Source organism: Rhodococcus tibetensis, assembly GCF_024438035.1.
Classification (GTDB): domain Bacteria; phylum Actinomycetota; class Actinomycetes; order Mycobacteriales; family Mycobacteriaceae; genus Rhodococcus_F; species Rhodococcus_F tibetensis.
Genome location: NZ_JANFQF010000036.1, coordinates 16,188 through 29,313, shown reverse-complemented (window position 1 = coordinate 29,313; position 13,126 = coordinate 16,188). Strand labels below are relative to the sequence as shown.

11 protein-coding genes and 3 pseudogenes are annotated in these 13,126 nt (G+C 64.9%); 9 read left to right on the top strand and 5 right to left on the bottom strand.

Going from position 1 to position 13,126, the window contains the following annotated elements; genetic code table 11:
* The 4 genes and pseudogenes from NOF53_RS26725 to NOF53_RS26710 form a co-directional block, all read right to left on the bottom strand.
* A pseudogene (locus NOF53_RS26725) lies at positions 1–105 on the bottom strand (superoxide dismutase); the annotation flags it as partial.
* Between the two features lie 113 nt (positions 106–218).
* Positions 219–805, bottom strand: a pseudogene (locus NOF53_RS26720) (serine hydrolase); the annotation flags it as partial.
* A gap of 25 nt (positions 806–830) precedes the next feature.
* On the bottom strand, positions 831–1,349 hold the full coding sequence (gene msrA / locus NOF53_RS26715; RefSeq protein WP_255974578.1) for a peptide-methionine (S)-S-oxide reductase MsrA: 519 nt from the start codon (positions 1,347–1,349) through the stop codon (positions 831–833).
* Positions 1,350–1,423: 74 nt separating this feature from the next.
* Positions 1,424–1,921, bottom strand: coding sequence for an NUDIX hydrolase (locus tag NOF53_RS26710; RefSeq protein ID WP_255974576.1), 498 nt, complete (start codon positions 1,919–1,921; stop codon positions 1,424–1,426).
* 145 nt (positions 1,922–2,066) lie between these two features.
* Between NOF53_RS26710 and NOF53_RS26705 the strand changes: the two genes are divergently transcribed.
* The 5 genes from NOF53_RS26705 (at position 2,067) to NOF53_RS26685 (ending at position 6,238) form a co-directional block, all read left to right on the top strand.
* Complete coding sequence (locus NOF53_RS26705; protein ID WP_255974574.1) at positions 2,067–2,306, top strand: hypothetical protein; 240 nt, start codon at positions 2,067–2,069, stop codon at positions 2,304–2,306.
* A 135-nt stretch (positions 2,307–2,441) separates the two neighbouring features.
* Positions 2,442–3,767, top strand: coding sequence for a lipase family protein (locus NOF53_RS26700; protein ID WP_255974572.1), 1,326 nt, complete (start codon positions 2,442–2,444; stop codon positions 3,765–3,767).
* A 124-nt stretch (positions 3,768–3,891) separates the two neighbouring features.
* Complete coding sequence (locus NOF53_RS26695; protein WP_255974570.1) at positions 3,892–4,578, top strand: GAF and ANTAR domain-containing protein; 687 nt, start codon at positions 3,892–3,894, stop codon at positions 4,576–4,578.
* A gap of 685 nt (positions 4,579–5,263) precedes the next feature.
* A complete protein-coding gene (locus NOF53_RS26690; protein WP_255974568.1) occupies positions 5,264–5,638 on the top strand; it encodes a hypothetical protein in 375 nt (124 codons plus the stop codon).
* Between the two features lie 339 nt (positions 5,639–5,977).
* The gene (locus NOF53_RS26685; RefSeq protein ID WP_255974566.1) at positions 5,978–6,238 is read left to right on the top strand and encodes a hypothetical protein; all 261 of its coding nucleotides are present in this window, start codon (positions 5,978–5,980) and stop codon (positions 6,236–6,238) included.
* On the opposite strand, the gene NOF53_RS26680 is transcribed toward NOF53_RS26685, so the two are convergent.
* A complete protein-coding gene (locus NOF53_RS26680; RefSeq protein ID WP_255974564.1) occupies positions 6,235–6,699 on the bottom strand; it encodes a DUF6069 family protein in 465 nt (154 codons plus the stop codon). The genes NOF53_RS26685 and NOF53_RS26680 overlap by 4 nt on opposite strands.
* A gap of 182 nt (positions 6,700–6,881) precedes the next feature.
* Here NOF53_RS26680 and NOF53_RS26675 point away from each other — a divergent pair, with 182 nt between their 5' ends.
* The 4 genes and pseudogenes from NOF53_RS26675 to NOF53_RS26660 all read left to right on the top strand — a co-directional run bounded on the left by NOF53_RS26675 (position 6,882) and on the right by NOF53_RS26660 (position 13,111).
* Positions 6,882–7,394 (top strand): nitroreductase family deazaflavin-dependent oxidoreductase, encoded by a 513-nt coding sequence (locus NOF53_RS26675; protein ID WP_255974562.1) that lies wholly within the window; start codon positions 6,882–6,884, stop codon positions 7,392–7,394.
* A 126-nt stretch (positions 7,395–7,520) separates the two neighbouring features.
* Positions 7,521–8,141, top strand: a pseudogene (locus NOF53_RS27820) (TetR/AcrR family transcriptional regulator); the annotation flags it as partial.
* 39 nt (positions 8,142–8,180) lie between these two features.
* Positions 8,181–9,893 (top strand): AMP-binding protein, encoded by a 1,713-nt coding sequence (locus NOF53_RS26665; protein WP_255974584.1) that lies wholly within the window; start codon positions 8,181–8,183, stop codon positions 9,891–9,893.
* Complete coding sequence (locus NOF53_RS26660) at positions 9,890–13,111, top strand: acetyl-CoA carboxylase family protein (protein WP_255974560.1); 3,222 nt, start codon at positions 9,890–9,892, stop codon at positions 13,109–13,111. The genes NOF53_RS26665 and NOF53_RS26660 overlap by 4 nt, the downstream gene beginning before the upstream one ends.
* The last annotated feature ends 15 nt before the right edge of the window (positions 13,112–13,126 follow it).

The following is a 13,126-nucleotide window of genomic DNA, read 5'->3' as shown; positions in this document are numbered from 1 at the left end:
GGTGGCGTGGTGCTTGTCGTGGTGCAGCTCCATGATCTTGCCGGAGATGTGCGGCTCGAGAGCTGCGTAGTCGTAGGGGAGTTCCGGCAGCGTGTATTCAGACACGAGGGTCCCTTCTTCGTGGGCGTGCACCCCGGCTTGTTCCGCGGCGCACACCCACTCTCGAACCTCGAGCGCGCTCGAGGTCAAGTCGCCGTGAGATGTCTTACACGCCTTACTCACTCGACCGCGGCGAAGGCGGTCGACACGTACTGCGCACTCCGGTCGGAACCGAGCAGTCCCGGACCCATCTTGTTCATCACGTAGGTCACCGTCATTCGCCGCTCGGTGTCGATGACGACCTGGGATCCACCCCAGCCGCCCCAGAAGCAGATCCGTCCCTCGGGAACGAAGGGAACCGACGCCGGTGTCGGTAGCCGATTCCGAACCGGATGGGTTCCCCGAGAGCGAGGTCGACGCCATTCGACTGCTCTTCGAAGATGAGCGCGATGGTGTCGGGCGAGAGTAGACGGACACCGTCGACCTCGCCGCCGCATGCCACCACCGATTGGATGCGGGCAAGGGAGCGTGCGTTACCGTGACCACCCGCCGCACCGTTCTCGGCCTGTCGCCATTCAGCGGTCCACGCGGCGGACGCATCGGGGCCCGGCCCTGTGAACGTCTTGACGATGACACTCTCGGGGTCGAGTGCGGCCAGATCGATCGGAAGCGGAGGCGGCGGAACCACATTGGAGACGCGGCCGAATTCCGACGGATTCAGCCCGATGTGGAAGTCGGCACCCAGCGGTCCCGCAATCTCCGCGGCGTGCGAACACCACATAGAGCAGGTGTCAGCTGACCTGGGCGTCGCGGCGCGGAAGCTTCCACCCCGGTCGCACGAAGTGGCAGGTGTACCCGTCCGGCAACCGCTGCAGGTAGTCCTGGTGCTCGGGCTCCGCCTCCCAGAAATCGCCGGCCGCGGTCACCTCGGTGACCACCTTGCCGGGCCAGAGTCCGGAGGCGTCGACGTCGGCGATCGTGTCCTCGGCGACGCGTCGCTGCTCGTCGCTCGTATAGAAGATCGCGGAGCGGTAACTCGCTCCGATGTCGTTACCCTGCCGGTTCTTCGTCGACGGGTCGTGAATCTGGAAGAAGAACTCGAGAAGGTTCCGGTAGGACGTCTTCGACGGATCGAACACGATCTCGATCGCTTCCGCATGCGAGCCGTGATTTCGGTACGTTGCATTCGGTACGTCGCCGCCGGTGTATCCCACGCGTGTGGAGATCACGCCTGGCTGCTTACGGACGAGTTCCTGCACACCCCAGAAGCAACCTCCGGCCAGGACGGCGGTCTCGGTGACGTTCGACATTGTCGGTTCCCTTCGTCGGGGCGCGAGTACACCCCGTGTCGGCTCTCCCCCTCCACAACACCGGCCCTCGGCATCTATTCCGGAACGGGAGGCCGATCGGTGCGGTCGGCTGCTTCGACAGCGTTCACCAGCTCGTCCAGAAACGCCACCTGCGCGGCGATCAGTCGCGTCCGCGCCACTGCCACGGAACACCACTCGACCCGGTCGATCTCGGGAAACGACTTCATTTGACCCGACCGAGGGGGCCACTCCATCTCGAATTCATTGCTGACGGCATCGGTGATGTCGAGATCACCTTCCACAGCGAAAGCGCTGACCACCTTTCCTGCCCGCTGCCGGACCGGAGCAAGTGGAACGATCGTGCCCTCCGGCGGATCGAGACCGACCTCTTCGCGGAACTCCCGCTGCGCCGCAACCCACGGAACCTCGTCGGCGGCATACTCGCCCTTCACGATCGACCACGATCCCGCGTCCCGCCTCGCCCACAGCGGACCACCCGGATGGCAGATCAACACCTCGAGGACGCCGTCGCGGATCCGGTATGGGAGCACCCCGGCACTCTGCTTTGCCACGACTTCAGCATGTCACGGACGTGTGACGGCGATGAGAACGTTCGGCCACACCCACCGGCTTCTTCTCCCGTTCCGCCGTGAACGGCGGCCGGGGTGGGGTACGTATTGGAAAGCAGGGGGCCTGTTGGTCGAGGAGGAGTAACTGATGAGCGATCAGGAAACCGGAGCGGTGACAGGAACGAAAGACAAGGACTACAACTTGATCTGGTTCGTCGAAGCGTCACTGAGTAATGCCCTGCGCCTCGAGGGCTACATCCGGGACGCCGAACATGCCGGCGACACCGAGCTCATCGACTTCTTCCAGCGAGCGAAGGCGGTGAGCCTCAAAGGTGGCGAACTCGGAAAAGGACTTCTCGCCGCTCGGCTCGCTCCCAAGGACAGCTGAGTGGGACCACTCCAGCAGTGATCCGGGTCACCGCGTGCGGGTCCCCGGCGACGGTGTGAGAGTCTGTCACTCGTCGTACCGGGTAACCGACCGAGCGTCCGCCTCTGCGGGGTTCTGTCCTGGAAAGGTCGCGTGATGAGTCTGAACGCCGAAATCGCCGAACACTCGCTGCCGGAATCGGCTGTTCCCGACCTGGCAGAACGGAGTCGGCCGATCTTGCCGGGCGATGATCCCTTCTATGTCGCACCTGCCGGTTTCGCCGCTTCGGCGCCGGGTTCCGTGCTCCGCAGCCGGGAAGTCGAATTGGCACTGCTCGGCGCAATTCCCCAGAAGGTGTCGGCCTGGCAGCTGCTGTACCGCAGCTGCGATCTGCATCGGGCTCCCGAGGTAGCGGTTACCACCGTGCTGCTGCCCTTCGGCGCCGACCCGGACGAGGCGCGACCGCTACTGGCATATCAGTGTGCGATCGACGCCATCGCCGACAAGTGCTTTCCGTCGTACGCGCTGCAGCGTGGTGCGTTCTCGCCCGGCAGCCTCCCGCCCCTCGAAATGCTGATCATCGCGAATGCGCTCGAGCGCGGCTGGGCCGTCTCGCTGGCCGACCACGAGGGCATGGGCGGCTTCTTCGGCGCACCCCGGGAACCCGGATACCGCGTCCTCGACGGTATCCGTGCGGCGCTGAGATTCGCGCCTCTCGGACTCGACGCCTCGACCCCAGTAGGCGTGTGGGGATACTCCGGTGGCGGCATGGCCTCATCCTGGGTAGTCGAGATGGCCCCCGAATATGCCCCCGACATCCACATCGTGGGTGCAGCGCTGGGCGCCCCGGTCGGTGACCCGGGCGAAACCTACATCCGGCTCAACGGCACCCTCCACGCCGGCCTCCCCGCGCTCGTCGTCGCCGGACTGCGCCACATCTATCCCGGCCTCGAACGAGTGATCCGCACCCACGCCGATGACGAAGGGATTCGGCGACTCGACAAGATCGAAACGATGTCGACGGTAGAAGCTGTCGCACGTTTCGCCCGTGACGATTTCGACGACTACACCGATATCCCCCTGGCGGACGTCCTGGCCACGCCTGAGGTGCTGGAGGTGTTCGAGGACATCCGGCTCGGCGGACGCATACCCGAATGCCCGTTGCTGGTGGTGCACCCGGTCCACGACCAGATCATCGATATCGACGACGTGGACGGGCAGGTCGAGCGGTATGTCGAGGGCGGCGCTCACGTCACCTATGTGCGGGATCGATTGAGTGAACACCTGTCACTGATGGTGATCTCCGCGCCCGCGATGCTCGAGTGGCTGACAGATCGATTCGCCGGCAGACCGCTTCCCGCGGCCGGCACGACGACGGTGTGGTCGATTGCCTGCTCGGCATTGTCCCCGCTCCACGGGTTGCTCACCGTCGGGCGTACCGCGGCGAAGGTTCTGTTCGCACGACCTCTGGGCCCGAACTGACTCCAGACATCGGACGCAATACCCGGTGCCCCTCCGTCGGAGCGGGCGGCCGCCTAGGGTGGACTCTGACGACGGTCGAACGGTTGCCTTCCGGGAACCGCATCGACGAACAGAGGAGGCTGTGATGAGCGGTTCGGGTAGCGGCGACATCGTCCGCACCATGGCTGATCTGGCACGCAGTTTCTCCACCCCGCGCTCGATCGAGGAAAGCCTGTCCACCGTGACCGCCGCCGCTGTCGACTTGATGCCGACGGAAGCGTGTGCGGGCATCTTGATGGTCTCCGGGGGCGGGAAGAAGTTCGAATCGGTGGCCACGACCTCCGACCTCCTGCCCAAGTTGGACCACGTTCAAGAGGAACTCGGAGAGGGTCCCTGCGTAGCGGCGGCTGTGGCCAACCTGGTGGTCCGTTGCGACGACTTCCGCACGGAAGATCGGTGGCCGAGATTCGCCGCCGGCGCCGTCGACGTGGGCATTTACAGTTCCCTCTCGTTCCAGTTGTATACATCCGAGGGCAAAATGGGCGCGCTCAATCTCTTCGCGTTCGAACCACACGCCTTCGGTCTCCAGGAAGAGTCGACGGCCGAGGTTCTCGCCGCTCACGCCGCGTTGGCCCTCATGGCCGCCCGCACCAAGGAACAACTACAGTCTGCGCTGGTCTCCCGGGACATCATCGGTCAGGCCAAAGGCATGATCATGGAACGGTTCGATGTCGATGCCATCCGCGCCTTCGAGATGCTCACGCACCTCTCGCAGGAGACCAACACCCGCCTCCACGCGGTCGCCGAGCAGATCGTCGAACGCGGAAAATAGTCGTCTCCCCTCTGGGAATATCGGGGACATCCCCCTCGTTGAGGTAGTCGACGGTGTCCGATCCAATGCCCCGGGTACCACATTAGATATGTCGCTTCGAGCGACCACTTGCCGAGAGGCGCACTGGCGGGCACCGTCACCCCGGCCTGGTCAGACCAACAGTGCGTAGTGTGCCCGCCGAGGATGCGAAGTCGCCGCTGACACCACCAGGTCCCGGCGGCTTCTCACGTTTCGGGCCCACCCCTCTGGTCGGAAAAGAGATGGTGGCCTGTCCGTCTTCATCACCGCCGGCGACATCCCGCCGGCGACATCGAAGGGGTAGCAGATCCCTACCACCCGGTGACCAGGTCGACCCGAACGTGTCCGCCGATCGAGTACCGCACGCTGCCGCACTACTGGGCAGCCGCTCCGAGTGAGGCCCGCGTTTGCCGCACCGTGAGCAAAAGAAACCAACGGACGCGAGACCGGGCGCACGCTTGGCTGCTGCGCAGGTCAGGGGCGGCGACCCAACGCAGCGCTCGCTGTGGAAACCGCGGCCGCAGGGCCTACGGGGTCCCCACTGGTCGCATCGATACCGTATTGTTAGAAACTTCAAGCCGAGACACCAGCTGTGTAGCAGAGCGCAGACTTGTGTGGCCGGTCGTGAGGCAGTCGCCTCACGACCTTTCACAGAGACGAGACGCCCGTGCCCCTCGCCCACGCATTTACCGATCGTTACGCCGATGAGCTCATGATGCTCGCTGCGGCCACCCACCGCCCGGCCAGCATCGTCAACATCGGTCGTGGCTACGCCATTCGCATCGATTTCGAGTACCAGCACTATCTCCTCGCCGTCAACGCCGAAGGCATACTCGCTGATCAGCCGGATGCGGCCGCCCTGTGGCGAGTTGCCCTCTTCAAAGAGAGCGATTCGGCCGACACCCCCGACCACGTGATCGTCACCGCCGAGCACAGTTGGCTCGTGGACGCCTTCGACCTCGCCTTCGCCGAAGTCGAAGCCACCGGTCAATGGCCGTCGGCCGACCTGGCGTTCGGTTCCTTCAACCCTGTCGTGAGCTGATCGCGCGAAGCCGCGCGGCGAACCACGCCACCCGAGATACCCGTTTACGTGTCACGCCTCGGTGACACCGGGTCTTGATACCTGACGTCAACGCCAGCGCGGTACGGATGGTAGCGCCCGGGCGCCGGATCAGAGAAGGGCGCGGAAGTAGTTGCGCCACAATTGATAATCCGCGTAGTCCCGGCGCAGGTCTGCGGATGCCGTAGTGACGATCGCCGGTGATTACGCCCTGCCACGCGTCACCAAGTGCGGCCACCGCACCCTCTCCGGTCACTCGCCCGGCGCCCGCCGATGTCGCTACGCTGACACAGTCGGTGCAGTAGACCTTGGGAGGAAGCGGTGGTAGCCGTACAGATACAGGTAGGTGATCTGGTGCAGGCATCTGGTCACGCCGGACCCTGGCTGGTGGTCGAAATCAGTAAGGGTCTCGCTTCGCTGCAGCACCCCGACGGGCACCGACTGTCCGTCCGGACGACGGCGCTGTCGGTGGTGCACAAGGCCACCAGCCCGGCGGGTGAGGTCCAGGCTGGTGACGGTGAGCGGCCGGAAACTGCAACCGACGGCGAATCGGCGGGAGACGCACCCACCCTCTTCGACTAGGCAGCGCGCAAGATCCGCCGACGCATCGCTTCCAACCCCACGAGGATCGCAGCCGCGACCACGACGTGCATCAGCGAGAGCGAGAGGGTGCTGGCGGTGTCGAAATCGGCCTGAATGGTCAGGACGATCGTCGCGAGCGCGAGGACGACCCCGATGACCTCTGCGGGGCGGATGATGGCCGGCCACTTCAGGGAAATCAGCGCGGCGAGGGTCATTCCGATAAGGATGGGAACGACAGTCATGACGATGACACCACCGGGCGCTGCACTGGTGGTCTTACCCGCGTCCGTCATTTCGAACGACGCACCGGCGGGAAGTGCCAGCAACCACAGCACCAGGTTGGGGACGAGGGCGATCACCGCGGTCCAGAGGACGGCACCGGGACGGCTCAGTTCAAGGGTGAGCGGGTTGAGTTTCGTGACGGTGGTCTGTGCAGTAACGCTGGTTTCGCTGCTCGACATGTTCGTTCTCCTCGGTGAGATGCTGACTGACCTTGTTAGACGATCCTGCAACCTCAACCATTGTGAAGGTCAAGGCGTGAAGATCATGGTTCTTCCGTCAGAACCTGAGATGTAGACCGGCGCGCAGAAGAAAACTCATCGCGACGACGCACGCATTGTGGCGCTGGGGGATGATTACGAACATGAACGCCGGTTCCTCGTCCGCTGCGCAGCCCCAGCGGCGCCGCAATCCTCTGGTCGCGCTCGCCCGCTGGCTCGGGACACAGGAGTGGGTCATGCGGCTGGCGCCGGTCATCATCTGGCTCGAATCGCATCTGCGTGCCTGGACCGGCAACCGGGTGAGCCTTATCGGCATCGGCGGACTGCAGTCGTTGCAGGTAACAGTGCCCGGACGCAAGAGCGGCACGCCTCGGACGACAGCGCTCCTGTGCATCCCGCACGGCGACGGGCACATCGTGACCGGGTCGAACTGGGGACGCCCCGAACACCCGACGTGGTCGGCGAACCTGCGGGACGCGCGGGAAGCCCTAGTGAAAATCGGGCCGCACGAGAGCCGCACGAGCGTTCGGATGGCCACGGGCGAGGAACGCGAGCAGCTGTGGAAGCTGGTGACCGAGTACTGGCCCGGTTATCTCATGGAGCATGAGCGGTCAGGCGGACGCGAGTTCCGGATCTTCCTCCTCCAACCACTCTGATACCGGATCACTCCGCACCACACCGGCTCCGATACGGACGCGTCGAACGAAACTGGGCATTGCATCATCGGCGTCCCCTGAGCGCCACTTCCGATATTGACATTGACGTCAACATCAACCGATACTGTGATCGTGACCACAAGTGAGGCGCAGGAACGGGCTCGGACTGCGCGGAAGAGGAACGACGGACCGCGGCGGCGGGAACTCGTCCGTGCGGCAAGCGCGTGCTTCGCCGAACTCGGTTACGACCGCACCACCGTCGAGGTCATCACCACTCGCGCCGACGTGTCCCGGGCGACCTTCTACGCGTACTTCTCGTCCAGGGACGAAATGTTCCATGCGGTGGCGGCAGAGGTGTGCGAGGAGTTCCTCGAATCGCAGCACGTGGAAGGTCCAGCCGTCGACGACTTGCGCGAGGTCCTGCGCACGACCACCAAAGCCTTCGTCGAAGCTGTGTACGCCAACGGACGCGTCCTCGAACTGATCGAGCACCGCGCGCGTCTCGATCCGGAGGTCGGCCGAACATGGTCCGCCGTGCAGACACGGCTGATTCGTCGTTACACCCGTTTCATCGAGCGGATCAACGAGAGCTGCGATGTCGTACCGTGCGCGCCGCCGGCCCGAATCGCGCAGACGCTCGCCGACGCCCAGCTGGCCGGCGCCACCCGGCTCGTCGACGCCACCGCACGGGAACAACGTCGCTACACCTCCGACCTGACCGCCATCTCCGAAAAACTCATCGGCTTTCCTGAGCCGGAACCATCTGCACAGAATCGGGAGTTCGGTATGCCACCTTCACCTTCGAGTGACCATGCGGCACTGGAAACAGCCCTCGCCGAGATTCGCGAGCTCCAGGACACCGCCTGGCCGTCGCAGGTACCGCGAGGCGTCGAGTATCCGATCGAGGACCGGACCGTCGTCGGTTATCTGCGCCACTGGGCGACGACGCGGCCGAGCACAGTCGCAATCGACTTCTACGGACGCCGAATCACCTACGCGGAGTACGACGAAATGTCCGACCGGTTCGCGGGATGGCTCCTGAGACAGGGCGCCGCAGCCGGTGACCGCGTCGGCGTTCATCTTGCGAACTGCCCGCAGTTCCACATCGCGATGCTCGGCATTCTGAAGATCGGTGCAGTCCACGTGCCGATCAACCCACTGTTCCGCGAGCACGAACTGATCTACGAACTCGACGATGCCGGTGTCGAGATTCTGCTGACCCAAGACTCTTTCGCACCCATGGTGGAGTCGGTACGCCGGAACACCCCACTGCGGCACGTGGCGGTGACCTCGCTGTCCGATCTGCTGCCGCCAGAGCCGACCGTGCCGCCGCCCTTTCCCCACGGCGAGGCCGCGCCCACGGACTGGGCCGAGATCATGGAGTCGCCACGCGCGGAACCGGTTCCGCCCGACCCCGACGCGCTGGCGGCGTTGAACTACACCGGTGGCACCACCGGAATGCCCAAGGGCTGCGAGCACACTCAGTGGCACATGGTCTACACCGCGGCCACCGCGACCCTGGCAAGTGGACGACGAGTCGGTGAGACGCCACCCGTCGTTCTCGGGTTCCTCCCCGTCTTCTGGATTGCGGGAGAAGACTTCGGGATTCTGTATCCGCTGATCAACGGCGGAACCGTCGTTCTCCTCACCCGATGGGACCCGGAGGCCGTGGCGGTGCTGATCGAGCAATGCCGAGTCACCTCGATGGTCGGTACGGTCGACAACTACGTGGAATTGATGAACCTTCCCGGCTTTGCCGACGGCGACACGTCGACGCTCGACAACGCCATGGCCGTGTCGTTCGTCCTGAAACTCGATCCGGCGATTCGCGCCCGGTGGCGCGATGCCACCGGCCAAATGTTGAGAGAAGCCAGTTACGGTATGACGGAAACCCACACCGCCGACACCATCACCCTCGGCTTCCACGCGGGCGACTACGACCTTCTCAGCGAGCCGGTGTTCTGCGGGCTCCCCGTACCCGGCACGGACATCCTCGTCGTCGACGAGGTCGGGGTTCCGGTCCCGGTGGGCGAGCCCGGTGAGATCATCGTGCGCAGCCCATCCCTCCTCACCGGCTACTACGGAAAACCAGAGGCCACCGCTGTGGCACTGCAAGGCGGATGGTTGCGGACCGGCGACATCGGCAAGCTCGACGATAACGGCGCCTTGCATTATCTGGCCCGCAACAAAGAAATGATCAAGACCAACGGTATGAGCGTGTTTCCCTCGGAGGTGGAGGCACTCCTTCTGCTGCACCCTGCCATTCGGGCCGCTGCCGTGGTTCCCAAACCGGACGCCGCAAAAGGGCAGGTTCCTTTCGCCTTCGTGCAACTCCTGCCTGATCAGAACGTGTCGGGTGACGAACTGCGCGAGTGGGCAACCCAGAACATGGCCACCTACAAAGTGCCCACGGTCGAAGTCCTCGAGACCCTGCCGATGACGGCGACAGGAAAAGTCCGCAAGGCCGACCTGTTCACCCTTGCCGAGGAGTACAAATGACACTGCTGGTCGCCAACCGTGGCGAGATTGCGCTGCGCATCATCCGCTCCGCCGCCGAGATGTCGATAAAGACGGTGGCCGTCTATGCAGAGGATGATGCGGACAGTCCCCACGTTCGGGCTGCGACCGAGGCAGCGGCACTGAGCGGATCGGGCCCCTCCGCCTACCTCGACCACGCAGCGCTGCTCGAAATTGCGGCGACGTTCGGTGCCACCGTAGTCCATCCGGGTTACGGATTCCTGAGTGAGAACGCTGCTTTCGCCCGTGCGTGCGCAGAGGCCGGCGTAACGTTCGTCGGACCGAGCCCTGACCTGCTCGACGTCTTCGGGAACAAGTCGGCTGCCCGGGATGCGGCAGTCGCGGCGAAGGTTCCGGTGCTCCCGGCCACAAACGGTGCCACCGACATCGATGGCGTCCGCGCCTTCTTCGCGAGCCGGCCGCAGGGCATCATGATCAAGGCACTCGCCGGTGGCGGCGGCCGCGGAATCCGCGCCGTGCACAGCGCCGATCAGATCGAACACGCCTATCGATTGTGTGCTGCCGAAGCCCAGCTCGGCTTCGGCAACCCGGCCGTGTTCGCGGAAGCACTGCTGACGGGGGCGCGGCACATCGAAGTTCAGGTGGTGGCGGCACCGTCACCGGAGGGCGTGCGCGCGCTGGCGCTCGGCGATCGCGACTGCAGCGTCCAACGTCGTCATCAGAAGCTCATCGAGATTGCACCGGCACAGGGCCTCGACCCGACGTTGCGCACCGATTTACACGAGGCCGGTGCTCGGTTGTGCGCCAGCGTGGGATTCCGGGGACTCGCCACCGTCGAGTTTCTCGTCTCCCCCGACGAGTTCTATTTCTTGGAAGTCAACCCGCGGATCCAGGTGGAACACACTGTGACCGAGGAAGTGTCTGGTGTCGACCTCGTCGCGACGCAACTCGCGATCGCCGCGGGTGCCGACTTCGCGGCGTTGTCCCTCCCCCGCGGAATCACCGCCACCGGCCTGGACACTTGCGGTGAGCCTGCCACCTCCCGGGGTATCGCCGTTCAGTCGAGGGTCAACATGGAGACGATGCGACCGGATGGGCAGGCTGTCCCTGCCGCCGGCACCCTCGCCGTGTTCTCCCCTCCGACCGGACCCGGCGTTCGAGTCGATACCTTCGGGCGTCCGGGATTCTCGCCGAGTCCCCGCTACGACTCCCTCCTCGCCAAGGTGATCGTCCATTCACGCGGACTCGCGTTCTCTGCTGCCGTGCGGAAAGCGGATGCGGCGCTGGCCGAATTCGACATCGAGGGCATCCCCACCAACATCGCGTTCCTGCGCGCCATCCTCACCGATCCGGATTTCGGAAGCGGCGTCGTGGGCACCGATTACCTCGGCGATCGAATGAGCAGGCTGGTCGAGCGAGTGCAGGCGAACCAGGGGACGCGCATCCCTTCGACGGCGATCGAGTTGCGGGCCGGTGAAGAAGTGCTGCGGGCGGAGATGGCCGGAACCATCGTCGAGGTGGTCGACGAAGGCCGGAACGTGGACTCGGGCGTCGCACTGTTGGTGCTCGAGGCGATGAAGATGCAGCACGTGATCGCCAGTCCCGCGACTGCTTTGGTGGAACGACTGCTGGTATCGCGGGGGCAGACGGTGGATACCGGGGACCCCCTGGTCGTCATTCGCCGCACCGGTGCCGATTCCGCCGAGGTGACAAAATCTGCTGTCGATCTGGACAGCGAGCGCGAGGATCTGGCCGAGATCCGGCGCCGGCACGAGGTGACCCTCGACGCCGCGCGGCCTGCCGCGATGGCCAAGCGTGCGAAGCTGGGTCGCCGCAGCGCCCGGGCGAACATCGACGATCTCGTCGACCCCGGCAGTTTCGTCGAATACGGTCCCCTCGTTCTCGCAGCGCAGCGCAGCCGTCGCTCCGAGCAGGACCTGATCGACAACACACCGGCAGACGGCCTGGTCGCGGGGCTGGCCACCATCAACGCCGACGTGTTCGGTCCGGACGGCTCCGAGGCCGTGGTGCTGTCGTACGACTACACCGTGCTCGCCGGAACGCAGGGAATGCGCAACCATGCGAAGACCGACCGGGTGATCGGACTGGCTGCGCGTAAGCACATTCCGCTGGTTCTCTTCGCCGAAGGCGGCGGTGGCCGGCCGGGCGATACCGATGTCGGTACCGCAGCCGGACTCGACCTCGACACGTTCCGATCGCTCGCGGCCCTGAACGGGAAGGTGCCGTTGATTTCGATAGTGTCGGGCCGGTGCTTCGCGGGCAATGCTGCGCTGGCAGGGGTCTGCGACATCCTCATCGCCACCCCCGATGCAAACATCGGCATGGGCGGACCGGCCATGGTGGAGGGCGGTGGGCTGGGCGTGTACCGGCCGGAGGACATCGGACCCGTCGAAGTGCAACGGCGAAACGGGGTAATCGACCTCCTCGCCCGAGACGAGGCCCACGCGGTCGAACTGGCCAAACAGTATCTGTCGTACTTCCAAGGGCCCCTGGCGCAGTGGGCTGCCCCCGACGAACGAAGTGCCCGGCACGTCGTTCCCGAGAACCGGCTACGCGCCTACGACGTTCGCACTGCCGTCGACTCTATTGCGGATGTCGACTCCGTACTCGAACTGCGACCCGATTACGGTGTCGGCATCGTGACCGCATTGATGCGGGTGGAAGGACACCCCTACGGAGTTGTCGCCAACAGCAGTCACCACCTGGGCGGCGCCATCGATGCCGTGGGGGCAGACAAGATGGCCGACTTCCTGCGACTGTGTGAATCGTTCGGCCTACCCGTGGTCTCTCTCTGCGACACACCGGGATTCATGGTGGGACCGGATTCGGAGAAGGAGGCAACAGTGCGCCGGTTCGGCGCACTGTTCATCGCAGGCGCGCGGATGACGGTGCCCTACGGCACGATCATCCTGCGCAAGGGCTATGGGCTGGGAGCCATGGCCATGGCGGGCGGATCGTTCCACGCCTCGCAGTTCACCGTCGCCTGGCCGACCGGCGAAATCGGCGCAATGGGTTTGGAAGGCGCCGTGCGACTCGGATTCCGGAAAGAACTCGACGCGATCGACGATCCGGCTCAGTGCGACGCTGCGTTCTCTCAGCTCGTGGATGCGGCCTACCAGCACGGCAAGGCTCTGAACGCGGCGACGATCTTCGAGCTCGACGACGTGATCGACCCTGCCCAGTCCCGTGCCTGGATTGCGCGCCTCCGGCGCCCATGATGCTCCTCATAGGAG